This window comes from Achromobacter sp. Bel (assembly GCF_012928505.1).
Lineage (GTDB): Bacteria > Pseudomonadota > Gammaproteobacteria > Burkholderiales > Burkholderiaceae_B > Achromobacter.
Window position 1 is genome coordinate 26,013 of the sequence record NZ_JABBJN010000039.1, and the last position, 21,080, is coordinate 47,092.

The 21,080-nt window shown below is 66.1% G+C and carries 26 protein-coding genes; 12 read left to right on the plus strand and 14 right to left on the minus strand.

Going from position 1 to position 21,080, the window contains the following annotated elements:
- The first annotated feature begins 116 nt into the window (after positions 1 to 116).
- The 8 genes from HG262_RS21700 (at position 117) to HG262_RS21735 (ending at position 6,148) form a co-directional block, all read left to right on the plus strand.
- Positions 117 to 554 carry a gamma-glutamylcyclotransferase family protein gene (locus HG262_RS21700; protein ID WP_169272993.1) on the plus strand — a complete coding sequence of 146 codons (438 nt, stop codon included), beginning with the start codon at positions 117 to 119 and terminating at the stop codon, positions 552 to 554.
- Between the two features lie 99 nt (positions 555 to 653).
- Entirely contained in the window at positions 654 to 1,382 is a 729-nt protein-coding gene (locus tag HG262_RS21705; RefSeq protein WP_169272994.1) for a helix-turn-helix domain-containing protein, read from the plus strand.
- 14 nt (positions 1,383 to 1,396) lie between these two features.
- Positions 1,397 to 2,602 (plus strand): hypothetical protein, encoded by a 1,206-nt coding sequence (locus HG262_RS21710; protein WP_248293454.1) that lies wholly within the window; start codon positions 1,397 to 1,399, stop codon positions 2,600 to 2,602.
- A 210-nt stretch (positions 2,603 to 2,812) separates the two neighbouring features.
- Positions 2,813 to 4,114: an MFS transporter gene (locus HG262_RS21715; protein WP_169272995.1), complete on the plus strand. Its 1,302-nt coding sequence runs from the start codon at positions 2,813 to 2,815 to the stop codon at positions 4,112 to 4,114.
- Between the two features lie 64 nt (positions 4,115 to 4,178).
- Positions 4,179 to 4,628, plus strand: coding sequence for a metalloregulator ArsR/SmtB family transcription factor (locus HG262_RS21720; protein ID WP_169272996.1), 450 nt, complete (start codon positions 4,179 to 4,181; stop codon positions 4,626 to 4,628).
- Positions 4,517 to 4,978, plus strand: a complete 462-nt coding sequence (locus tag HG262_RS21725; protein ID WP_169272997.1) for an SRPBCC domain-containing protein — start codon at positions 4,517 to 4,519, stop codon at positions 4,976 to 4,978. The genes HG262_RS21720 and HG262_RS21725 overlap by 112 nt, the downstream gene beginning before the upstream one ends.
- Positions 4,979 to 5,034: 56 nt before the next feature.
- A complete protein-coding gene (locus HG262_RS21730) occupies positions 5,035 to 5,733 on the plus strand; it encodes a thioredoxin family protein (protein ID WP_169272998.1) in 699 nt (232 codons plus the stop codon).
- A gap of 13 nt (positions 5,734 to 5,746) precedes the next feature.
- Positions 5,747 to 6,148: a hypothetical protein gene (locus HG262_RS21735; protein ID WP_169272999.1), complete on the plus strand. Its 402-nt coding sequence runs from the start codon at positions 5,747 to 5,749 to the stop codon at positions 6,146 to 6,148.
- Here the strand turns inward: HG262_RS21735 and HG262_RS21740 are convergent.
- The 11 genes from HG262_RS21740 to HG262_RS21790 all read right to left on the minus strand — a co-directional run bounded on the left by HG262_RS21740 (position 6,129) and on the right by HG262_RS21790 (position 15,340).
- Positions 6,129 to 6,470, minus strand: coding sequence for a 2Fe-2S iron-sulfur cluster-binding protein (locus HG262_RS21740; protein ID WP_169273000.1), 342 nt, complete (start codon positions 6,468 to 6,470; stop codon positions 6,129 to 6,131). The two genes, HG262_RS21735 and HG262_RS21740, sit on opposite strands and share 20 nt — an antisense overlap.
- Position 6,471: 1 nt before the next feature.
- Positions 6,472 to 7,062: an NUDIX hydrolase gene (locus HG262_RS21745; protein ID WP_169273001.1), complete on the minus strand. Its 591-nt coding sequence runs from the start codon at positions 7,060 to 7,062 to the stop codon at positions 6,472 to 6,474.
- Between the two features lie 142 nt (positions 7,063 to 7,204).
- Positions 7,205 to 8,458: an Hsp70 family protein gene (locus HG262_RS21750; RefSeq protein WP_169273002.1), complete on the minus strand. Its 1,254-nt coding sequence runs from the start codon at positions 8,456 to 8,458 to the stop codon at positions 7,205 to 7,207.
- Positions 8,459 to 8,518: 60 nt separating this feature from the next.
- The gene (locus tag HG262_RS21755) at positions 8,519 to 9,736 is read right to left on the minus strand and encodes a RhtX/FptX family siderophore transporter (protein WP_348984412.1); all 1,218 of its coding nucleotides are present in this window, start codon (positions 9,734 to 9,736) and stop codon (positions 8,519 to 8,521) included.
- Positions 9,737 to 9,738: 2 nt separating this feature from the next.
- A complete protein-coding gene (locus HG262_RS21760; RefSeq protein ID WP_169273003.1) occupies positions 9,739 to 10,161 on the minus strand; it encodes a cupin domain-containing protein in 423 nt (140 codons plus the stop codon).
- Between the two features lie 63 nt (positions 10,162 to 10,224).
- Entirely contained in the window at positions 10,225 to 12,303 is a 2,079-nt protein-coding gene (locus HG262_RS21765; protein ID WP_169273004.1) for a TonB-dependent siderophore receptor, read from the minus strand.
- A 182-nt stretch (positions 12,304 to 12,485) separates the two neighbouring features.
- Positions 12,486 to 13,364 carry an AraC family transcriptional regulator gene (locus tag HG262_RS21770; protein WP_348984413.1) on the minus strand — a complete coding sequence of 293 codons (879 nt, stop codon included), beginning with the start codon at positions 13,362 to 13,364 and terminating at the stop codon, positions 12,486 to 12,488.
- Positions 13,365 to 13,473: 109 nt separating this feature from the next.
- Complete coding sequence (locus HG262_RS21775; RefSeq protein WP_169273005.1) at positions 13,474 to 13,803, minus strand: hypothetical protein; 330 nt, start codon at positions 13,801 to 13,803, stop codon at positions 13,474 to 13,476.
- Positions 13,804 to 13,958: 155 nt separating this feature from the next.
- On the minus strand, positions 13,959 to 14,192 hold the full coding sequence (locus HG262_RS21780) for a DUF3820 family protein (protein WP_105556433.1): 234 nt from the start codon (positions 14,190 to 14,192) through the stop codon (positions 13,959 to 13,961).
- 18 nt (positions 14,193 to 14,210) lie between these two features.
- Entirely contained in the window at positions 14,211 to 14,762 is a 552-nt protein-coding gene (locus HG262_RS21785; protein ID WP_169273006.1) for a cysteine hydrolase family protein, read from the minus strand.
- A gap of 98 nt (positions 14,763 to 14,860) precedes the next feature.
- Positions 14,861 to 15,340 (minus strand): OsmC family protein, encoded by a 480-nt coding sequence (locus HG262_RS21790; RefSeq protein ID WP_169273007.1) that lies wholly within the window; start codon positions 15,338 to 15,340, stop codon positions 14,861 to 14,863.
- Between the two features lie 138 nt (positions 15,341 to 15,478).
- Here HG262_RS21790 and HG262_RS21795 point away from each other — a divergent pair, with 138 nt between their 5' ends.
- Complete coding sequence (locus HG262_RS21795; protein ID WP_169273008.1) at positions 15,479 to 15,904, plus strand: copper resistance protein NlpE; 426 nt, start codon at positions 15,479 to 15,481, stop codon at positions 15,902 to 15,904.
- A gap of 96 nt (positions 15,905 to 16,000) precedes the next feature.
- Positions 16,001 to 16,738, plus strand: a complete 738-nt coding sequence (locus tag HG262_RS21800) for an ABC transporter substrate-binding protein (RefSeq protein WP_169273009.1) — start codon at positions 16,001 to 16,003, stop codon at positions 16,736 to 16,738.
- A gap of 82 nt (positions 16,739 to 16,820) precedes the next feature.
- On the opposite strand, the gene HG262_RS21805 is transcribed toward HG262_RS21800, so the two are convergent.
- A complete protein-coding gene (locus HG262_RS21805) occupies positions 16,821 to 17,153 on the minus strand; it encodes a zinc ribbon domain-containing protein (RefSeq protein WP_169273010.1) in 333 nt (110 codons plus the stop codon).
- A 9-nt stretch (positions 17,154 to 17,162) separates the two neighbouring features.
- The gene (gene fmdA, locus HG262_RS21810) at positions 17,163 to 18,392 is read right to left on the minus strand and encodes a formamidase (protein WP_169273011.1); all 1,230 of its coding nucleotides are present in this window, start codon (positions 18,390 to 18,392) and stop codon (positions 17,163 to 17,165) included.
- A gap of 240 nt (positions 18,393 to 18,632) precedes the next feature.
- Here fmdA and HG262_RS21815 point away from each other — a divergent pair, with 240 nt between their 5' ends.
- Positions 18,633 to 19,001, plus strand: coding sequence for a hypothetical protein (locus HG262_RS21815; protein ID WP_169273012.1), 369 nt, complete (start codon positions 18,633 to 18,635; stop codon positions 18,999 to 19,001).
- Here HG262_RS21815 and HG262_RS21820 read toward each other — a convergent pair whose 3' ends face one another.
- On the minus strand, positions 19,002 to 20,489 hold the full coding sequence (locus tag HG262_RS21820; protein WP_169273013.1) for an aminotransferase class V-fold PLP-dependent enzyme: 1,488 nt from the start codon (positions 20,487 to 20,489) through the stop codon (positions 19,002 to 19,004).
- Between the two features lie 109 nt (positions 20,490 to 20,598).
- Between HG262_RS21820 and HG262_RS21825 the strand changes: the two genes are divergently transcribed.
- Entirely contained in the window at positions 20,599 to 21,072 is a 474-nt protein-coding gene (locus HG262_RS21825; protein WP_169273014.1) for an Lrp/AsnC family transcriptional regulator, read from the plus strand.
- Positions 21,073 to 21,080 lie beyond the last annotated feature (8 nt).

Sequence of the window (21,080 nt, forward strand, 5' to 3'; positions counted from 1 at the left end):
GGAGCCTGACCGATACGTGCCGGCTGGCTCGATATCCTGAATATGCGGCCGGATGAGAGAATTTCAACACCGTCCGGCCACTTGTTTTGCTACGACGTGCAGCAACAATCCGACCTATGAGCATATACGTTTTTATCTACGGTACCCTACGCGCCGGCGAAATCAATGACCTGGCGCAAGCCGCCGCCAATCGGGGCCTGCCCGCGGCCCGGCTGGTGGGTTCGGCGACCGTGCCCGGCATGCTGGTGGACTTCGGCGACTGGCCGGGGCTGATCCCGGTGGCGGACGGCCGCCGCGTGCGCGGCGAGGTCTACGACGTGGCGCCGGCCCTCATCGCGCTGATGGACGAGATCGAGGAATACGTGCCCGGCCGACCCGGCTGCTTTGTGCGCCGCGAGATCGCCGCGCGCCTGGATCCGGCGCCGCAAGGCGCCCAGGAAATCCCCTGCCAGTACTACCCCATCGACCCCGCGTGGCGAGGCGCCGCGACCGATATCGTCGGCGAGGACTGGATTGCGCACCGGCACCGGCGGACGAGGGGCGGAGCCCCGTAAGACGGCCGTAGTAACAACAGACTACAATACGCGTTGTCTCCACGCTTTACACCCGTTTCGCCCTCCCCGGCGCGCGACGGGCACTATAGAGGTCATCGTATGCAAAAACGGGTTCCCGTTGCCCCTGATGGCGCCCACTGTTCCACATGTATGTTGGGACACGTGTGCGTGCCCGTGGGAATGGCCGCCGCGGAAGTGGAAAAACTGGACGAGCTGGTGAAAGAGCGTGTGCGCCTGGAAAAGGGCAAGACGCTGTATTCGCTGGATCATCCACTTGACGCCGTGTACAGCGTGCGCTTCGGCAGCATCAAGACTCAGCTGGAAGACGCGACCGGCCAGATCCAGGTCACGGGCTTTCACCTGCCCGGCGAAATCGTCGGCATGGACGGCATGCTGGAGGGCAAGCACGTGTCGGCCGCCGTCGCGCTGGAAGACTCGGAAGTCTGTGTCATCCGCCTGGCCGACGTCGACCGCGTAGCCGCGCACCTGCCGTCGCTGCAGCAGCAATTCCGACGCCTGATGAGCCGCGAGATCACGCGTTCGCACCAGATGCTGGCATCGCTGGGGTCCATGCGTTCCGAACAGCGCCTGGCGGCCTTCCTGCTGAACCTGTCGCAGCGCTATGCCTCGCTGGGTTATTCGTCGACCGAATTCATGCTGCGCATGAGCCGCGAAGAAATCGGCAATTACCTTGGCCTGACGCTGGAAACGGTCAGCCGGCTGTTCTCGCGTTTCGCGCGCGAAGGCCTGATCAAGATCAACCAGCGCGAAGTCCGCATCCTGGATCTGCCTGCGCTCAAGCAGTTGCTGGGCCTCGAGACCTGCTGACGCCACGCCGCGCCATGCGCCGCGCCCCCGCCCCTTCCGCACCCGATCAACCGCCGCCCGCCCGCGCGCGCCGGTTTTCCGGGCGCCGCCTGGGCTCCGCGCTGGCCCTGGCCGGCACGCTGGCCCCCTGGGCCCTGCACGCCCAGACACCGCTGCCCGACCCCTACGATTACGACGAAACCGTTCCCGCACCCAAACGCGCCACGCCGCTGCACTGGCAGACCGTGGAACTGGGCAAGCCGGGACACCGGTACAAGATGCCGGTCTATGCTAACCGTAACCTGGCCCGGGACGACCTGCGCGATATCAAGCAGGTGCTGATCGTCATCCATGGCGTGAAACGCGACGCCGACCGCTACTACGACACCGCCGCCGGCCTGTTGGCGCAGAACCCGGACCGCGCTCGCGACACGCTGATCCTGGCGCCCCGCTTTCCCGGATCCATCGATTCAGGATTCGGCGGCATGGCCGCGTGGCGCAAAGCCAGCTGGGAAGAAGGCGAGGAAAGCATCCAGGCCGCCGGACGCCCGCCCCCGGTCACCTCGTTCCAGGTGCTGGACGACCTGTTGCGCAGCCTGGACGACCGCAAGCGCCTGCCCACCCTGGCCCACATCGTGCTGGCCGGCCACTCCGCCGGCGGGCAGCTGGTGCAACGCTATGCCGTGCTGAACAACACGGACGGCCCCTTGCGCCGCGACGGGTTGGCGCTGCGCTACGTGATCGCCAACCCCTCGTCCTACCTGTACCTGACGAACGAGCGCCCGCGCGCGGACGGCAAAGGCTATGCGCCTTACGAGCGCGGCATCTGCCCCACCTACAACCAGTACAAGTACGGCACGGACAAGCTGCCGCCCTATGCGCGCGAAACCGACGATACGCGGCTGTTCATCCGCTATGCCGCCCGCGACGTGACCTACCTGCTGGGCGGAGCGGACAACAACCCCGAACACCGCCTGCTGGACAAGACCTGCGGCGCCGAAGCGCAAGGCGCCACGCGGCTGGCCCGCGGCACCGCCTACGTGCAATACGAATACCAGCTAGCGGCCCGTGGCGCCAAGCCCGTGCCGCTACACCGCAACAGCTTCGAGGTCGGTGGCGTCGGGCACGACAACAAAGGCATGTTCGGGTCCGTATGCGGCGCCCGCGCCTTGTTGGGCAGCGACGCCCAGGCCGGCGACCGGGCCGCCGCCTGCGACATCATCAAGCCGCGCGGGAAGTAGCCCCGCCGAGCCTGCAGGACACCGGCGCCTCGCCGTTCCTGACGAATTCCTGAATGAAAACCGTTTGCAAGTACGTGCATTTCTGCCTGCGCAGGCGCAAGATACCCCGATGCGTGTTCCATTTCGCGGCTGGCCTTGCGATCTTGACGGGCGAGGACAAGGCGCGGTCGCGTGTCCGGCGACTCCCGACAAGCTCACCCGAGAACAGTCATGACGCAATCGTATCTGGCCATGCCCGACGCCAAACGCCGCATCAAGGCGATCTTCGTCGGCTCCATGGGCAACCTGGTCGAGTGGTACGACTTTTACGCCTACACCGCCTTCGCCCTGTATTTCGCCCCCGCCTTCTTCCCCTCGCATGACCCCGTCGTCCAGCAGTTGAATGCCGCCACGCTGTTCGCGGCCGGCTTCATCGTGCGCCCGCTGGGCGGTTGGCTGTTCGGCCACATTGCCGACCGCCACGGACGGCGGATATCGCTGATGGTGTCGGTGGTGATGATGTGCGTGGGATCGCTGATCATCGCCGTCACGCCCACCTATGCGACCATCGGTTTCGCGGCGCCCGCGCTGCTGGCGCTGGCCCGCGTGATCGAGGGCCTGAGCCTGGGCGGCGAGTACGGCGCCAGCGCCACCTACCTGACCGAGATATCAGACCCCGAACACCGTGGCTTCTATTCCAGCTTCCAGTACGTCACCTTGATCGGTGGCCAGCTTTGCGCGATCCTGGTCCTGCTGCTGTTGCAGAACGTGTTCCTGACGCACGAGCAACTGGTGCAATGGGGCTGGCGCATTCCGTTCGTGATCGGCGCCATGCTGGCCATCGTCACCGCGCTGATGCGGCGCGACATGCCCGAGACCGATTCGTACAAGGAAGCCCAGAAGACCCAGCCCAAGACCAGCTCGCTGCGCGGCCTGATGAAATATCCGCGCGAAGTGGCCATCGTGGTGGGGCTGACGGCCGGCGGCACCGCGGCCTTCTACACCTTCACGACCTATATGCAGACGTTCGTGCGGCAGACCTCGGGCTTCTCGGACATCACCACCACCTACATCATCGCGGCCTCGCTGATCTTCGCATTGATCCTGCAGCCGCTGTACGGCGCGCTGTCGGACAAGATCGGGCGCAAGCCGCTCTTGATCTTCTTCGGCGTGGCAGGCGCGGCGTTGACGGTGCCGATCCTGATGACCCTGTCGCACACTCGATCGCCTTTCATCGCGTTCCTGCTGATCTGCGGCGCGTGGGTGTTCACGGCCGGCTACACGTCAATCAACGCCGTGGTGAAGGCCGAACTGTTCCCGACCAACATCCGCGCGACCGGCGTGGCCGTGCCGTATGCGGTCACCGTATCGATCTTCGGAGGCACGGCGCCCGCCATCGCCCTGTTCTTCAAGCAGCAAGGGCACGAGGAATGGTTCTACTACTACCTGGCGGGCGTGATCTTCCTGTCCCTGCTTGTGTACGCCACCATGCGCGACACCAAGCATCAGTCGGCCATGCACCGCCACGATTGACCTAGGGAAATACCTGACGCTGCCGGCTTGACGCCGGCAGTTTTTCGGGCGGATACTTAACCTTATGGTTAACTTAAACGACAATGCGCTGGACAGCCTTTTTTCCGCCTTGGCCGATGGCACCCGGCGGCGGGTGCTGGCCGACCTGGAACGGGGCACGGCGTCGGTCAGCGAACTGGCCCGCCCCCACGCCATGTCGCTTCCCGCTTTCATGAAGCATCTGCGGGTGCTGGAAGCCGCCGGGCTGATCGCCCGCGCCAAGGACGGCCGCGTGGTCAGTTGCACGCTGTCGCCCGAACCGATGCGGGCGGCGTCCGACTGGCTGGCACGCTACGAGAAGTTCTGGAACGGCCAACTGGATTCGCTGGCCCGGTACCTGTACCACGACGAGGAGATCCACCCATGCCCACCCCAACCGCCCCCGGCGACACCCCCATCGAACTCCGCCTTACCCGGCGCTTCGCCGCCCCCGTCGATCGCGTCTGGCGCGCCTGGACGGACCCCGAAGCGCTGATGCGCTGGTTCGGCCCCGCCGGCACGCGGCAAGTGCTGGTGGCCGACACCGACGTGCGCGTGGGCGGCACCTACCAAGTGGGCTTCGTCACGGAAGACGGACAGTCGCACTACGCCAGCGGCGAATATCGCGAGGTGCGGCCGTTGCGCCGGCTGGTTTTCACCTGGGCCTGGCGCGACACCCCCGAAGAAGGGTCATTGATCACCCTTGAATTTGCTCCCTCGCAGGGCGGCACCGAACTGGCCTTCCTGCAAACCCCGTTTGTCGACCAAGCAACCCGCGACAGCCATGAGAATGGCTGGGCAGGCGCAATGGACCGGCTGGCGGACCATCTGGCAAGCGCGGCCTGAACCGGCCGCTTGCCTGCCCGGGCCCCGCGAGGCCCGCCACGCAAAGGAGTCGCACGATGCAAACCCCACATCCTGTCGTATCCCGCCCACAATGGGACGCTGCCCGCCAGGCCCTGCTCGACCGCGAGAAAGCCATGACCCGCGCCCAGGACGCCCTGGCCCGCGACCGCCTCGACCTGCCGTGGGTCCGGGTAGACAAGCCCTATCAATTCCAAGGGCCGAACGGCCCCCTTGGGCTGGCCGACCTGTTCGACGGCAAACACCAACTGATCCTTTATCACTTCATGTACGGCCCGGATTGGGACGAAGGCTGCGTGGGGTGTTCGTTCCTGGCCGATCATCTGGACAGCGCCCTGATGCACTTGCGCCATCACGACGTGTCGGTGGTGGCGGTGTCGCGCGCGCCGCTGGCCAAGCTGGACGCCTTCAAGCAGCGCATGGGCTGGCGCTTCGATTGGTTTTCATCCGAGGGGTGCGACTTCAACTTCGACTTGCATGCCTCGGTGCCGCAAGCCGATGGCGGCATCGAAGAACGCTCGGGCGCCAGCGCGTTCTTTCACGACCCCGACGGCGAAATCTTCCACACCTATTCGGCCTTTGAACGCGGCGTGGAACGATTGGCGGGCGCATACAACTATCTGGATTTCGCCCCCTTGGGCCGCAACGAAACCGGCCCGCACTTCAACCTGGGCGACTGGGTCCGCCACCATGACCGGTACGACGACGCGCCCAAGGCATGCCACGCTTGCGCCTAGCGGCCCGCGCGCCATGGCGACGCTGTGGCTCACCTGCCTGGCAGCCATGGCGTTGGGCCTGTGGATCGACACGCGCGTGACGCCCGCGACGCTGCTGGCCAGCGAATGCGGCGCGCCGGGCGGCCTGCTGGACATGGCATGGCGGCACGGCGCCCTGATGCCCGCCAGCAGCGCCGCGATGGCCTTGGCCGCCCTGGCGCCATGGCCGGCGGGACGCATGTCCGCGCCACCGCTTGCGCAACGCCTGCTCTGCGCGTTTGCGATGGCGATCGGGATGGTGCTGGGTGCGCGGCTGGGCGTGACGGCGGCGCTGCTGCTGGGTGCATCGCCCTTTGGCGGCATGGCGTTGGGCATGGCGGCCGGCATGGCCGTGGGGCTGGTGCCGGTTGCCGTCTTCAGCGCCGCGCGCCGGTAAGGGGCCGCGCCACGGCCGGCGTGGCCAGCGCGGCTTCAATCGGCGCCGCCAGCGGCGCCTGGATCTCCAGCGCCGACGTGGCGTGCGCCACGCAGGGCAGGATCCAACCCTCTTCCTTTTCGTCGCGCGACAAGCCGGGCCATTCGATGCCGTAGGCCACCGAGCCCTCAAGCATCAGGCACATGCAGGCGCGGCAGGTGCCGTTGCGGCACGAGCTTGGCAACTTGATGCCCGCAGCCTGCGCCGCCAGCAAAACGGGGGTGCCCGCCTCGGCGTCGAAACGCAGGCCGGCGGGTTGGACCAGGACCGGGAACGCGGGCATGTCAGCCGGCGTTGTCCTGCCAGTCCAGCTGCCACGCGCCGGACAGCACATTCTGCATCCACAGCACGCAGGTCAGCGTCTTGGCATCGGTGACTTCGCCTTTACTGCACGCCGCCAGCAGTTCGGCGGGATCCGCGCTGATCACGTCCAGGAATTCGTCCTGATCCAGTTGGCGCGGGCCGGCGCGCAAGCCGCGCGCGAAGAAGATGTGGATGATCTCGGTGGAATAGGCGATGGCCAGATGCAAGGCACCCGCATGCGCCCACTGGTCGGCCGTATAGCCGGTTTCTTCCAGCAGTTCGCGCTTGCCGCAGACCAGCGGGTCTTCGCCCGGGTCCAGCTTGCCAGCCGGGAATTCGGTCATCACGCGCCCGATCGGATAGCGGAACTGGCGTTCCAGCAAGACGCGGCCGTCGTCCAGCAAGGGAATCACCACGACCGCACCGGGATGCACGACATATTCGCGCGTAGCCGTATTGCCATTGGGCAAGCTGACGGTATCCCGGCGAATCTTCAGGAAGCTGCCTTCATAAGGCGCTTCACTGGTCACCAGCGTTTCAACAAGATGGGTATCGGTGGTCGGGCGGGTCATGAGGGCGCGTGGGGGTCTCTGGGGCTCTTGGGGCAGACAGACAGGCTGGCGCGAAAGCGTCTTCAGCGAGCAGTGCAGCTTACCACCGCGGCTCGGAAGCCCGCGAAGCAGGCGGCCTGAGCGACAGGCCACCCCTGCGCGGTCAGTCGAACTTGCGACGGGCGTCCAGCGCCAGGCCGGCCCCAATGCTGCCGAACAGGTCGCCTTCCACGCTGCGCGCGCCCGGTACCAGCGCCGACACGGTTTCGCGCAGGCGCGGCACGCGGCTGGAACCGCCGGTGAAGAAGACCGTGTCCACATCAGCCGTGGTCACGCCGGCGTCGCGCAACAGCGCACCGACGGTGGTCTCGACCTTTTCGATCAGGCGCCCCACGCAGGCGTCGAACGACGGACGCGTCACGTCCACCCCCAGCGCCGGCGCAATGCGCGACAGGTCGATGCGGGCAGACGGCGACTCCGACAGCGCGATCTTTGCCTCTTCCACTTGCACCGCCACCCAATGGCCGGCGCGCTGCTTGACCAGGTTAAGCAGCAGGTCGATCTTGTCGCGGTCGCCGGCTTCGGCGCGGATGTAGGCGAAATGCTCGGCGGCCTTGCGGGTATAGGCCTGGTTGATGGTGTGCCAGCAAGCCAGATTGCCGTATTGCGTAGAGGGCACGTCCTTGCCGCTGCGCAACTGGCTGCCCAGCCCCAACAGGGGCATGACGTGCGCCAGGCTCAATTGCTTGTCGAAGTCCACCCCGCCGATATGCACGCCGCCGTAGGCCAGGATGTCGTCGCGGCGGTCCGCCTTGCCGGCGCGGTCCGGCCCCAGCCGGATCAGCGAGAAGTCGGACGTGCCGCCGCCGATGTCGATGACCAGCACCAGCTCTTCGCGGTCGATCTGTGATTCGTAATCGAATGCGGCGGCCAACGGCTCGAACTGGAATTCGATGTCGGTGAACCCGACGCTGCGCGCGATTTCGCCCAAGGTGTCCTGGGCGGTCTGGTCGGCGGCCGTGTTGTCATCCACGAAGAAGACCGGCCGCCCCAGCACGGCGCGCGTGAAGTCGCGACCCGCGGCCGTTTCGGCGCGCCGCTTCAATTCCGCGATGAAGCGCGTCAGCAGCACGCGGAACGGGATCGAACGCCCCTGCACTTCTGTCGACCCGTCGATCAGCGAACTGCCCAGCAGGCTTTTCATCGAGCGCATCAGGCGCCCGTCGTAGCCGGCCAGGTAGTCGGAAATGGCGGCGCGGCCATAGCTGACCTCGGCGTCTTCGTCATGGAAAAAAATGGCCGAAGGCAAGGTGGTCTTGCCGTCTTCCAGGGCGAGGAGCGCGCGTTGGTCGGGGCGGCTCCAGCCTACGGTGGAGTTGGACGTACCGAAGTCGACGCCGCATGCGGAGGAAATCATGGAGAGTTCTGGGGCTTATAGCAAAACGGCGGACAAGTGTACCCGCTTCGCCGCCAGCGGTCAGGCCGGCGCCGGGCGCCGCAGGGCCGTCGCGGTAAACAACAGTGTGGCCGCAGCCACTGCGACCCCGCTGGCGAAACCACCCCCATAGCCGATATGGGCGGCCAACCCCGTCATCATCGACGAGGTCAGGATTTCGCCCAGGTCGCGCGCGCTTTGCACCGCCGTCATGTCCGTGCCCGATTGCCGGCCCTGCCGGGCAAAGCGCATGGCCAACGTCATCAACGCGACCGACGCCGCGCCCGCCCCGAACGAACCCAGGCCCTGCGCCGCGAACGCCATGCCCGGCCGGACGGGCGTCCAGCCTTGGGCCTGCGCCATCCAGCCCAGCGCCGCGGCGCCGGACGCGGCAAGCCCCAGCGCCAACACCTTGCGCGCGCCCAGCTTGCCGATCAGCCAGGCGCCCCCGCCGCAACCCAGCAACACGGTCACCACGCCACCCGCCATGCCGATACGCCCGACGGCCTCCAGCTCCCAGCCCGCGTCCACCAAATACAGTTTCGACAGGCCGTAGCCTGCCACGGCCGTCATCGCGGACAAGAAGGCCGCCACCGCCAGCGCCCATGCGCCGCGGCGGCGCACAAACCCTGCCAGGGACGCGCGCTGGCGCGGCGCGGTGGATTCCTCGGCGGGAAGCGGCGTCTCGCGCCAGGTCGCGGCCATCAACAGGCTGAACGCCACGACGACCGCCAACACGGCCAGCGCGCCGCCCTGCCCGACGTAGCCCGCCATGATCAACGCACCGGGGCCGCCAAAGAAGAAGCCCACCATCGTGCCGCCCACCTGCACGGCATTGGCGCGCGCCAGCGCCTGGCCTTCGAAACGTTCCGCCGTCAGGCCGTCGGTGGCGATGTCCTGCGTGGCGCTGGCCAACGACGCCGCCGCCATCAACCCGACGACCCAGGCGGCGGTCGCCGACGAAATGCCCAGCAACGCCACGCCGGCCATGCACGCCAGCACGATGGCCTGCATCGGCACGATCCAGCTGCGCCGGCGGCCCGCGGACGGCCGCCAGCGGTTGTCGACCTGCGGCGCCCACAAGAACTTCAGCACCCATGGCAAGCCGACCAGCGGCAGCCAGGCCAGCGTGCCCAGGCCTGCGCCATCGCGGCGAAGCAGCGTGGGCAAGGCCTCCATCGCCACGCCCAGCGGGATGCCCTGCGAAAAATACAAGGCGGCGATCATGACGAACATGCGCCCGTTTGCCAATCGATTCACGATCAAGGTTTCCTATTGGGGGATGCCGCCACGCGGCGGTGTTCGCTGCCGTGCCCCGGCGTCACGAACAGGACCTTTCCAGGACAGGCGACGTGCAGCCGATGCCACACGCCGCGCGGCACGACCGTGCCGCGCCGGTTGTCCAGCAGCACGTCGGTTTCGGCGCCGTCGTCGTCCATCAGCGTCAACAGCACGCGCCCTTCCAGCACGCACAGCATCTCGTCGCCAGCGGGATGGCGCTCCCATACGTCGCCGTGCACGTCGGCATCGCTGGCCACGGCTTTGATGCCGACCAGCCAACCGTCTTCGGGCGACAGGCGACGCGGCTTGTCCACCCGGCTAAGGCCGCCGCCATGGCTCAGCGCCATGAAATGGTCCAGCCAGTCAAAGACAGCCGGTGGAGACGGCGTTTCTTCGGTATGCATGATGAAACTCCTGGAGGGGAAATGGGGCCTGGCGCGGCGTGCGCACCAGGCGGGAACAGGGGGTCAGTACTGCGCGCGCAGTGTCAGCATCGCGTTGCGCGGCTCGCCGTAGCGGTTGTTCCAGGACGTGCCCGACAGGCTTTGGTAGTAGCCGCGGTCGAACACGTTGTTCAGGTTCAGCGCCACCGTCAGGTGCTTGTCCACGCGGTACGCCGCGCGCAGGTCCACCAGCGTGACGCCGCCCTGGCGCAAGGTCACGGGGCCCGACACCGTCGAATACCCCGATTGCATCTGCACACCGCCGCCCACGCTCAGGCGTCGGTCCAGGACGGGCAGCGCGTAGTTCGTCCAGACGCGGAAGATGTGCTTGGGCGTGAAGCTGGCGAACGGTTGCCCGTTCGAGATGGGGTCCTTCACATATTTGCTGGTGTTGAAGGTGTACCCGCCAGCCACCGAACAATTGGGCGTGATCTGCCCGCTGGCCTCGGCTTCGATGCCCCGGCTGCGCACTTCGCCGCCCTGGATGTAGTAGCAGTTGTTGCCCACGCAAGGCCAGTCGGGGTCTTGCATCGCGCGGTCCTTCTGCTGGATCTGGAACACCGCCAGCGACACGTTCAGCGCCCCGTCGGCCAGTTCGCCCTTCACGCCGGCTTCATAGTTGGTGCCGGTGACGGGATCCAGCGGCTTGCCTTCGCGCGTCAGCTGGCTTTGCGGCTGGAACACCTGCGCATAGCTGCCGTACAACGACCACTGCGGGTTCAAGTCGACGATCAGGCCGCCGTATGGCGTGAATTCAGGGTCGATCTGCTGACGCGCGCCGGGCGCGGTCTGGTTCCACCAGCTCATGCGTCCACCCAGCACCAGCGTCACCGGATCGGCCAGCGAAAAGCGGCCCATGCCGTAGACGCCCTGCTGCTTCAGACGCGTCTCGCCCGGGGACGTATACGGGCCGACGCCGGGTTCCGCCACGCTGTGCGGATCCCAGTCGAACACGTTCACGGGCACGTTCAACGCCGGCGTCAGCATGCCGGTGTATTGCTCGGAGGTGGTGCGTTGCGCATTGCCGCCCAACAGCAGCTCATGGCGGCGACCGAACAACTGGACCGGGCCACTGACATAGGCGTCCACGCTGGCCTGCGTGTTGTCGAACTTGTAGGCGCCCCCCATCAGCCGCGAACCCAACCCCGTCTGGCGGTCGATGGCGCCGTACGCGCCGGCGTACTTCAGATTGCTGTCCGCCGTCAGATAGTTGGCGCTGACCTTGGCGGTCCAGCCGTCGCCAAAGCGGTGCTCCAGATCGGCGAACACGCGGGTCGTATCCCAATTGAAGCGGTCCCACGCGGCATCCAGATAGGTGGACCGCGACAAACCGATATCGCCGCCGTCCTTGTAGCGCGGCACGCCCGCCATGTTGGTCGTGGAGCGGATGCGCTGGGTCTGCACTCCGGCCGACAGCACGGTCCGCGGCCCCAGGTCCACCTCACCGATGGCATAGAGCAACGCCGATTGCTGATCAGCCACATCGTAGAAATAGCCGCGGTCCTCAAGTGCGCTGACGATGCGTCCGCGTACGCTGCCGCTCTCGTTCAAGGGGCCGCCAAGGTCGGCCTCGGCACGATAGCGGTCCCAGCTTCCCGCGCTGACCAGGCCATTGAACGAGAACTCGCGTTGTGGCCGTTTGCGCACCAGGTTCACGGTGGCGGCCGGGTTGCCCGCGCCGTGCATCAGCCCATTGGCGCCCCGCAGGATTTCCACGCGTTCATAGACCGCCATGTCTTGCGGCGACGCAGCCATGTTGCCCATCAGCACCGGCACCCCGTCCTGTTCGAACGAATCCACCTTGAAGCCCCGCGCGTAGTACGCCGTCGTCAGCAACTGATAAGGCTGCACCGTAATGCCGGTGGCATGCTGCATGACATCGTCCAGGCTTTGCAGATTCTGCTCGCGCATCTGCGCTTGCCCGATCACCGTGACGGACTGCGGAATTTCGCGCATAGTCAGCGGCAGCTTCGCCACCGTGGGCGCGTCCTGCGTCACGCCTTCGCCGCTTACCGTCACCGCCGGCAGCGACGGCGCATCCTCCGCTATCGCGGGCCCTGCGGCCACCGCGAGCCAGAGCGGCCAATGCCCAACGCGCGTCATCCCCTGCCGCGGTCTGGTCGTCCGTGTTTTCACCTGTTTACGCACCGCCGTTCCTCTTCATTCATTATTGAGAATTATTCTCAAAACAATTCTAGAGACGAGACGATCTGCCCGCTGGCGATTGCGGAAGTTTCACTGGCGATTGCGGAAGTATCCCGGCGGAGAAGCTGCCAGACCGGGTATCAGTTGCGGCCCGCGAGGCTGCTGGGCAGCACGCCGTAGCGGCGCTGGAAGGCCTTGGTGAAGTGCGAATCGGTGTAGCCACATGCGTAGGCCGCCTCGGATACGGTCAACGCGCCGGCCGCCAGCAAGGCGTGCGCTTGCTCCATGCGGCGTTCGCGCACAAAGGCGTAAACGCTCTGGCCGAACAGCTTGCGGAACCCTGTCGTCAACTTGTTCACATTGACGCCCACCCGCCGCGCCAATTCGGGCAGCGAGGGCGGATCCTGCAGATCCGTCAGCAACAGGTCGCGGGCGTGATGCAGCCGTTCAGCATCGCCGCGCGACAGGCCGCTTTCCACCGTGTTTGCGCGCACGGGCAGCAAGGCGTTGAACGCCAATGCGGCCAGTTCCAGCGCCTTGGCCGACAGGTACACGCGCTTGAGCGCCCCCTGCATCGGGCAGGCCAGCATCTGGTGGCCCAGTGCCAGCAAGGCATGGTTCACACGCAGGTTGGCATCGGCATAGGGCAAGCCGCCTCGCGGGGCGCGCAGCAGCGCGCCCAATTCGGCGGGCTCCACGGCGAAGGCGCCTCGCAACTGGTCCAGGCTGGTGCGCAGGGATACGAACCGCAGCGCCCTGCCGGCACCGAACTCGTGTTCCATGCCCATCGCGTCCTGGCACAAGCTCAGGTGCAACGACGGTCCGCTGACCTGCGTCGCTGGCGCACCCCGCACGCTGTAGCGCAGGTCGCCGTCCAGCACCAGCACGAGTTTCAGCCCGGGGGCCAGGTGTTCATGCACCCGCTCGGCCTGGCCGAAGCACAGTGTGCCGCCCGCCAACGACATCGCGGGCGTGGTGGCGGAGACGGTCCAGTCAAGGTCGGGGCGAGTCGCGGGCACGGTCAGAAAGGCAGCCGCGGATCGCGGGCGGGCAGAGTTGATGAGATTGAATATTATTACCGTTTAACCAGAACGGAAAGCCGGCCCTGCCTGCCGCCCGACGCGGCCCTTACTGCTGGCGGCGCTGTTCCAGCTCTTTCAGGCATTGCGCCACGCCGGCTTGCATCTGCGCGTTCGACACCGCGGCACGGTCCGAGACCTCGCGGCAACGCACATACTGGGCCTGGCTTTCCGCCGAATCCCGGATCACGGCGGGCGCGGCGCCCGGCGCCGGCGTGACCGTCATGCGCAGCGTGGAAGGCGGCGACTGGCTACCGTCCTTGGACGGCAAGCTGGGATATTGGTATTCGCGCGTCGCCTGCACCGCGTCCTGCGCCTGCACGGCGCCGGCCACGCACAACGCGGCGAACAGGAAGGCGGAAAGGGTGTGTTTTTTCATAGCGGCCTCTCTTCGATAAACAATCGCCCTGGCATGCAACGACGGCGGCATGCCCCGGGCGAATCGCCTTATCGTAGCGTCCCCCGCCAGCGGGGGACGTGCCAAGACGCTACAGCGGCAAGCAGAGTTGTTTCCCGCCGTTTCGCTCGCAGGCGCTATGCCTTGGGCGCGGCGGGCCGGGATTTACGCAATGGCGCCAGCAACGACGACAGGCCGTTGTGGTCCAGTTCATGCATCAAAGCCAGCAGGCGCCCCAGTTCGCCGGGGGGAAACCCTTCGCGCGCGAACCAGGCCAGGTACGGCCCGGGCAGATCGGCGATCAACCGCCCCTTGTACTTGCCGAAGGGCATCTCCCGGGTGACCAAAAGTTGGAGGAGTTCAGGATCCATCGTTAGGAAAGCGCCGCCTTAGCGGGGCGCCCCCGCAGAAAAGACGATGTCGGCGGCGGGCACGGCCGCGATCTTCACGCCGAAGCTGGCTATCGCTGACAGCGTGGCGTTGTGATGCGCGCGGATCTGCGCGCCGGGCGCGTGCGCCTTGTCTTGCGTGGTGTGGGCGTCGGCCGCCAACGTGACCGGCAGCCCCAGCCCCGCCGCGCGGCGCACGGTGGTGTCCACGCAGAATTCCGTGGCATAGCCGCACACGACCAGTTCCGTCACGCCGGCCTCGGCCAGCGTCTGGCCCAACGTCGTGCCGTGAAACGAGTCGGGTGTCGTCTTGCGCACGCGGACGTCTTCGGGCAATGGCGCCAGACGCGTATCGAGTTCCCAGGCGGGCTGGCCAGGTGTGAACGCGCTGCCGGGACTTTCGTGCTGCACATAGATCACCGGCACGCCGGCGGCGCGCGCGCGGCTGGTCAGGTCATTGATGCGGCCGAGCACCGCGTCGGCGTCGGCAGGCGGCGGCGACGTTTCAAACAGGGCGCGTTGCACATCAATCACGATCAATGCGGCTGTCATGGCTATCCTCATTCAAAGAGAGCGAGGAAGTCTACCCTACCGTGCCCGTCAGCATTCCCGCCGCCCCCAGATCGTCGTGTTGCCAGCAGCAGCGCGCATCAGGCGAACTCGATGCGGGGTTCGCAATGCACCGGAAAATTCACGGAATTCGCGATGAAGCAGAAGTGGTGCGCCCGGTCGTGCAATTCCGCGGCCAACGCCGCGTCGTCGCCCGCGCGGATGGTGACCTCGGGACGCAAGGTCACGCGGGTGAACGCGCCGCCGCGCGCCGCGTCCTCCGCCATGACGCCGTGTGCTTCATCCCGGTAGGCAAGCACGGCAATGCCTTCGACCGCGCAAAAATGCAGATACCACAGCTTGTGGCAAGCGGACAGCGACGCCACCAGCATGTCTTCCGGGTTCCAGCGCGCCGGGTCGCCGCGAAACGCCGGATCGGACGAGCCGGGCACATCCGGCTTGCCTTCCGCCTGGATCACGTGGTCGCGCGAGTAGGCCGCGTAGCTGGAGGTGCCGGTGCCGGTATTGCCAGTCCAGTTCACCGTGACGGTGTAGTGGTGTTCGCCCTTCGCTTTGGTCATGATGGCTCGCATATCAGTGCCGTACCGGCGGATAAGACGTCAAGCGTAGCGCAGATTTCCGACGCGCTTTACATCCCGTTTCAGCATCCCCGGGGGACTGTCCGTATCGTGGACCCGTTTTCCCAACAGGAGCTCGCCATGATGAAAGCCACCCTGACCTGCACCCTGAGCCTTGCCCTGCTTGCCGGCTGCGCCCCGTTCAAGTCCCATGACGCCCGTGACACGCCGGCCGACGGCCACACCGCGCGCAACGCGCTGGATTGGCCCGGCAGCTACGACGGCACCCTGCCCTGCGCCGACTGCCCGGGCATCAAGACCCGCTTGACCTTGCTCAAGGGCGACCGCTACGAGCGCCAGACCCAATACCTGGACCGCGAACCGCAGCCCGAAATCGTCACGGGCACGTTCAGTTGGGAGTCCGACGGCAGCACCATCCGGCTGGACGCATCCGGCGACAGCCAGCGCTACTTCGTCGGCGAAAACCAGGTGACCATGCTGTACCGCGACGGCACGCGCCCGACCGGCCCGCTGGCGCCGCACTATGTGCTGCGGCGCGCGCAGTAAGGCCTTGCACCCGAGTCATCGCGCAAGCCCCGGTCTTCCGGCTATTCTTCAGGAATCGCCAGCGCCCGGCGGCGCGGCGCCCATCCCAAGGAAGCCATGAAGACCGACCACGAGCTGCTCTCCGCCTTCGCCCCCACCGGGGCGCTGCGCGCGTCCATCAATCTGGGCAACCCTATCCTGGCCAACGCCGACCCAGCCACCGGTCAGCCCGGCGGCGTGTCGGTGGACCTGGCCACGGAACTGGCGCGGCGCCTAGACGTGAAACTGGAACTGGTGGTGTTCAAGTCCGCCGGAGAATCCGTCAACGCGGTGGCCGCCGAACAGGCGGACGTGGGCTTCTTCGCCATCGACCCGCTACGCGGCGAACAGATCGCGTTCACCGCGCCCTACGTCGTGATCGAAGGCGCCTATCTGGTGCGCCAGGATTCCCCCATCACCGCGATGGATCAGGTCGACAGCAAGGGCCTGCGCGTCGTGGTCGGCAAGGGCAGCGCCTATGACCTGTACCTGACGCGCGAGCTGAAGCAGGCCGAGATATTCCGCGCGCCCACATCGCCCGCCGTCGTCGACACCTTCCTGAAAGAAAACATGGAAGTGGCCGCGGGCGTCAAGCAGCAACTGGAAGGCGACGCGCAGCGCCTGGGCGGGCTGCGCCTGCTGGACGGCCACTTCATGCTGATCCGCCAGGCGATGGGCGTGCCCAAGCGCCGCGGCGACAAAGCCAGCGCCTATCTGGCCGCCTTCGTCGAAGCCATGAAGAAGTCGGGCTTCGTCGCCGACGCATTGGCGCGGCACAAGATCCAGGGCGCCGCGGTCGCGCCGCTGGCGGGTTGAATCGCCTCACCCATCCTGCGACCGACAACGAAAAAAGGCCGGACAGTTCACAGTCCGGCCCTTTGCCTTCGACCTCGTCATCCTAGTGGCTGATCATCCAGGGCCTTGCACCCGCGAATGATTTGGCCCCGTCCGGTGTGGTGCGCGTCTTGCCGGATGCGCGCCCGCCGGAACAACATCCGCAATTCATGCCGTGGCCCGAACGCGAACTGCGCGGCTCGTTCGCACTGCGTTCATTGACGGCGCGCGCCCGGTTCATGGCGGAGGACAACGCCGAAATCGCGGGCGCGCCGCCGATGATGCGGTCCGAGGCCGCGCCGCATTGCGGGCAGTCCGCCGGATCGCGCCATTGCGCCAGCGGCCGCAAGGCGGCGAATTCGCCGCAATCGCCGCAGGCATAGTCGTACATGGGCATCGTCGTCTCCTAGCGGTCGCGCGACAGCGGCATGTCCACTCCGCCCTTGATGTGCTTGACCGGGCCGGACGCGGAGGGCTGGATATCGAAGTCGAATATCTCGGTCGGCAACCAGAGCGTGGCGCAGGAATTGGGAATATCCACCACGCCGCTGATATGCCCCTGTACCGGCGCGCAGCCCAGCAGCGAATAGGCCTGGGCGCCCGAATAGCCGAATTTCTTCAGATACTCGATAGCGTTCAGGCACGCCTGGCGGTACGCCACATTGACGTCCAGATAATGCTGCTTGCCGGTTTCGTCCACCGAGATGCCTTCGAAGATCAGGTAGTCCTTGTAGGCGGGCGTGATCGGGCTGGGCTTGAAGATCGGGTTCTTGATGGCGTACTTCTCCATGCCGCCCTTGATCAGCGTGACGCGCATATGCACCCAGCCCGCCATTTCAATGGCGCCGCAGAAGGTGATCTCGCCATCGCCTTGCGAGAAATGCAGGTCACCCACGGACAGCCCGCCGCCCTTCACGTAGACCGGGAAGAAGACACGCGCGCCGCGCGACAAGTCCTTGATGTCGCAGTTGCCGCCATGTTCGCGCGGCGGCACGGTGCGCGCGCCTTCGCCTGCGGCCTTGTCGCGTTCGGCGCCTTGCAACGCGCCCATATGCGCCGTCTTGGGCGCAGGCGGATTCGCCAGCGGCGGCACGCGGTTGGGATTGGTGTCGATCAGCGCCTGCTCGCGCCGGTTCCAGGTGTCCAGCAATTTCTTGTCGGGCAGGCAGCCGATCAGGCCGGGGTGGATCAGGCCCGCGAAATTCACGCCCGGGATATGGCGCGACGAGGTAAACATGCCATGGAAATCCCAGATGGATTTCTGCGCATGCGGAAAGTGCTCGGTCAGGAAACCGCCGCCGTTGTTGCGGCTGAAGAAACCGTTGAAGCCCCACAGGCTGTCGGGTTTGGCGCCGATGTCCAACAAGTCCACGACAAGCAGGTCGCCGGGTTCGGCGCCTTCGACGCCCACCGGGCCCGACAGGAAGTGCACCGTGGACAAGTCCACGTCGCGCACGTCGTCGGCGCTGTCGTCATTCTTGATCGCGCCGCCGGTCCAGTCATAGGTTTCCAGCACGAAATCGTCGCCGGGCTTGACCCACACCGCCATCGGGATGTCGGGATGCCATCGGTTATGGATCTGCTTGTTCTCGTACGGGGACTGGTCCAGATCGACTTTGATGAGCGTATTCGCCATTCTCTTTCATCTCCAACATAACGTGTTGATAAAACAGAACTTCAGCCGGATGCGTGTCCAATTTCCTTGCCGGATTGGATCTTCGGGATCGTTGACCTGTTAGCGATGGTAGACGTGTTCAGGCGATTTGCCATACTGGTTTTCCATGCAGTGGCAGCGTCCGCGGCGCAACATCGCGGGAGGTGTTTTCGCAACAGTTATGATGCGAACCATCCTCAGCGCAACACCAAGGTTCACCGCATGGCTGCATCGCATCGCCGGCCCCTGGCCACCTTCCTGATCATCGCCGCCTGCGCGGGCGCGTCCGCGCACGCAGCCAACGATTGCGTGGCCCGGATCGACGCCGGGCTGGCCAGCGTCAAGCGGACGCAGGACATCCAGCGCACGCGCGAGGCGTCCAACGACCTGCAGTTGAATCGCGACCTGTGCCAGGGCCGCCTGGACTTGCTGGATGCGCGATTTGCGCTCAGCGACGATTTCGAGGCGTGTCGCCGCGACGGCGCGGCCTTCTCGGATCAGGTCGTCAAGACGCTGACCCGGGCGTCGGACGACCTTGCCGACATGAAGGCCGCCTGGATCCGGACCTGCGGGCCGCAGATGAAAGACTGATCAGGCCGCGGCGGCCAGTTCGGCGCTTTTCGGGTAGAAGATGGCACGGCTGGGATCAAAACCGTAGCGGTCTTCGAAATCGGCGGCATCGGTGGACAGCGCAAGCACCGACTCCAGGATGAAATCGGCTTTGGCGTCCGGCAGCAGCGCGCTGAAATTCAATCTGACAAAACCGGGTTTTTCGATTTCACGGCCGTCCAGGATAGCCTGGCGCATTTGCTGCGAATCGGCCTCGCCGATCTCGAGCAGGCGATGCACATAAGGCCCGGCGCACGCGCAGCCGCCGCGGGCCTGGATGCCGAACCGGTCGCTCAGCATGCGGGTGACCAATTGCTGGTGTACGAAACCGCCCTTGCCGTTGCGCACGCGGAAAGAGAAGATCGGCAGGCGGTTGGCCGTCAGGGACCCCAACAACTCCAATTGCTGTGCGTCTTTCCAGGCGCCAAGCGCCCGCTGCACGAAGTGCGCGTTGCGTTGCCGCATGAAGTCGGCGCCCAAGGCTTCCTTCACCAGCAGGACCAGCGCGGCGCGGATGTCGCCCACGACGTTGGGGGTGCCCGCTTCTTCGCGGGATTCCAGGCTGCCGCTGTAATCGTGGCCGGCCGGCGACACGAATTTAACGGTGCCGCCGCCCGGCCACGTGGGCGTCGTTTCGGTCACGGCGTCGCGCCGCACGATCAGCACGCCAGAGGCGCCGGGGCCGCCGATGAACTTGTGCGGCGAGAACACGATGGCGTCGATCTGCGCATCCTCGGCCGGCGACATCTGGACGGACAGGTATGGCGCGCCGCCGGCGTAGTCCCACAGCATTTTGGCGCCCGACCGCTTGACCAGCCGCGTGATGGCGGGGACGTCCGCGACGATGCCGGTCACGTTCGAGGCCGCCGACAGCGCGCAGACGACGAGCGTGCCATCCGGCGCCTGCAATGCCGCGGCCAAGCCAGCCTGGTCCGGTCCGCCTTCGGGGCTTTCACCCACTTCGATGAGCTCGGCGCCGCATTCGCGCCAGGGCAGGATGTTCGAGTGGTGTTCGTACGGGCCGATGATGACGCGGACCTTGCGGCCCGCGGCGATGGCCGCGTGCACGCCGAGCAGGTGGACCAGCCGGTTGATGCCGGCCGTGGCGCCCGACCCGGCGAAAATCACTGCATGTTCTTCGCCGGCGCCGCAGCACCGGCCGACGGTGGCGCGCGCCTCGCGGCGCAAACGCGTAATGAACCCGCCGCAATACGACGCCTCGGTGTGCGAGTTGGCGTAGTACGGAAGCACTTGCTCAAGGATGAAACGCTCCACCTGCATCAAGGCGCGGCCGGACGCGACGTAGTCGGCGTAGACCAGCGGCTTCGTGCCGAACGGGCCGTCGACGACGGCGTCCTTGCCGATGAGCCCTTCCGCAAGCGCTGCGGCGACGTCGCCGGTCTTCAGGCTGTCCTGGAATTGCTGCAAGGGGCTGGGCGGGGCGGAGGGGGTCGCGAGGGGCGTATTCATGGTGGTGCGGGTTCCGATAGATTCCGAAATATCATACGATGGAAGCCATGATGAAACATCACCGATATTTTGCGTAAAATCTTCAAAAACAGATCAAATAATCGAATAAATGGAAAAAATAGATAAGCTTGATCTTAGTATCATCAGCTGCCTGCAAAAAGACGGCGCGCTGTCCCAGCGCGAGCTGGCGGATCGGGTGGGTTTGTCGCAGAACGCCTGCTGGCGCCGGCTGCAGCGCCTGAATGCCTGCGGCATCATCCGCGGCACGCGCGCCGAGGTCAGCCTGGTGGCGCTGGGGCTGGACTTGACGGTGTTCGTCATGATCCGGACCAGCCACCACGCCAAGGCCTGGGCCGACGGGTTCCGCCAGCACGTCGAACGCCTGCCCGAGGTGACTGAGTTCTATCGCATCGGCGGGGACTGGGATTACCTGATCAAGGTGGTCTGCCGCGGCATGGCGGGCTATGACGGGTTCTACCAGAAGCTAATCACGGATTTCGAGTTGTCGACGGTAACCGGGTTCTTCGCCATGGAAGCCATCATCGAGAACCGGCCGCCCGACCTCAGGATGCTGGAGGGCTGACGCCCTCC

What these genes read in the sequence shown, in the direction of transcription:
- HG262_RS21700 (WP_169272993.1), top strand. Translation starts at nt 117, where the DNA reads ATGAGCATATACGTTTTTATCTACGGTACCCTACGCGCCGGCGAAATC.
- HG262_RS21705 (WP_169272994.1), top strand. Translation starts at nt 654, where the DNA reads ATGCAAAAACGGGTTCCCGTTGCCCCTGATGGCGCCCACTGTTCCACA.
- HG262_RS21710 (WP_248293454.1), top strand. Translation starts at nt 1,397, where the DNA reads ATGCGCCGCGCCCCCGCCCCTTCCGCACCCGATCAACCGCCGCCCGCC.
- HG262_RS21715 (WP_169272995.1), top strand. Translation starts at nt 2,813, where the DNA reads ATGACGCAATCGTATCTGGCCATGCCCGACGCCAAACGCCGCATCAAG.
- HG262_RS21720 (WP_169272996.1), top strand. Translation starts at nt 4,179, where the DNA reads ATGGTTAACTTAAACGACAATGCGCTGGACAGCCTTTTTTCCGCCTTG.
- HG262_RS21725 (WP_169272997.1), top strand. Translation starts at nt 4,517, where the DNA reads ATGCCCACCCCAACCGCCCCCGGCGACACCCCCATCGAACTCCGCCTT.
- HG262_RS21730 (WP_169272998.1), top strand. Translation starts at nt 5,035, where the DNA reads ATGCAAACCCCACATCCTGTCGTATCCCGCCCACAATGGGACGCTGCC.
- HG262_RS21735 (WP_169272999.1), top strand. Translation starts at nt 5,747, where the DNA reads ATGGCGACGCTGTGGCTCACCTGCCTGGCAGCCATGGCGTTGGGCCTG.
- HG262_RS21740 (WP_169273000.1), bottom strand. Translation starts at nt 6,470, where the DNA reads ATGCCCGCGTTCCCGGTCCTGGTCCAACCCGCCGGCCTGCGTTTCGAC.
- HG262_RS21745 (WP_169273001.1), bottom strand. Translation starts at nt 7,062, where the DNA reads ATGACCCGCCCGACCACCGATACCCATCTTGTTGAAACGCTGGTGACC.
- HG262_RS21750 (WP_169273002.1), bottom strand. Translation starts at nt 8,458, where the DNA reads ATGATTTCCTCCGCATGCGGCGTCGACTTCGGTACGTCCAACTCCACC.
- HG262_RS21760 (WP_169273003.1), bottom strand. Translation starts at nt 10,161, where the DNA reads ATGCATACCGAAGAAACGCCGTCTCCACCGGCTGTCTTTGACTGGCTG.
- HG262_RS21765 (WP_169273004.1), bottom strand. Translation starts at nt 12,303, where the DNA reads ATGACGCGCGTTGGGCATTGGCCGCTCTGGCTCGCGGTGGCCGCAGGG.
- HG262_RS21775 (WP_169273005.1), bottom strand. Translation starts at nt 13,803, where the DNA reads ATGAAAAAACACACCCTTTCCGCCTTCCTGTTCGCCGCGTTGTGCGTG.
- HG262_RS21780 (WP_105556433.1), bottom strand. Translation starts at nt 14,192, where the DNA reads ATGGATCCTGAACTCCTCCAACTTTTGGTCACCCGGGAGATGCCCTTC.
- HG262_RS21785 (WP_169273006.1), bottom strand. Translation starts at nt 14,762, where the DNA reads ATGACAGCCGCATTGATCGTGATTGATGTGCAACGCGCCCTGTTTGAA.
- HG262_RS21790 (WP_169273007.1), bottom strand. Translation starts at nt 15,340, where the DNA reads ATGACCAAAGCGAAGGGCGAACACCACTACACCGTCACGGTGAACTGG.
- HG262_RS21795 (WP_169273008.1), top strand. Translation starts at nt 15,479, where the DNA reads ATGATGAAAGCCACCCTGACCTGCACCCTGAGCCTTGCCCTGCTTGCC.
- HG262_RS21800 (WP_169273009.1), top strand. Translation starts at nt 16,001, where the DNA reads ATGAAGACCGACCACGAGCTGCTCTCCGCCTTCGCCCCCACCGGGGCG.
- HG262_RS21805 (WP_169273010.1), bottom strand. Translation starts at nt 17,153, where the DNA reads ATGCCCATGTACGACTATGCCTGCGGCGATTGCGGCGAATTCGCCGCC.
- fmdA (WP_169273011.1), bottom strand. Translation starts at nt 18,392, where the DNA reads ATGGCGAATACGCTCATCAAAGTCGATCTGGACCAGTCCCCGTACGAG.
- HG262_RS21815 (WP_169273012.1), top strand. Translation starts at nt 18,633, where the DNA reads ATGGCTGCATCGCATCGCCGGCCCCTGGCCACCTTCCTGATCATCGCC.
- HG262_RS21820 (WP_169273013.1), bottom strand. Translation starts at nt 20,489, where the DNA reads ATGAATACGCCCCTCGCGACCCCCTCCGCCCCGCCCAGCCCCTTGCAG.
- HG262_RS21825 (WP_169273014.1), top strand. Translation starts at nt 20,599, where the DNA reads ATGGAAAAAATAGATAAGCTTGATCTTAGTATCATCAGCTGCCTGCAA.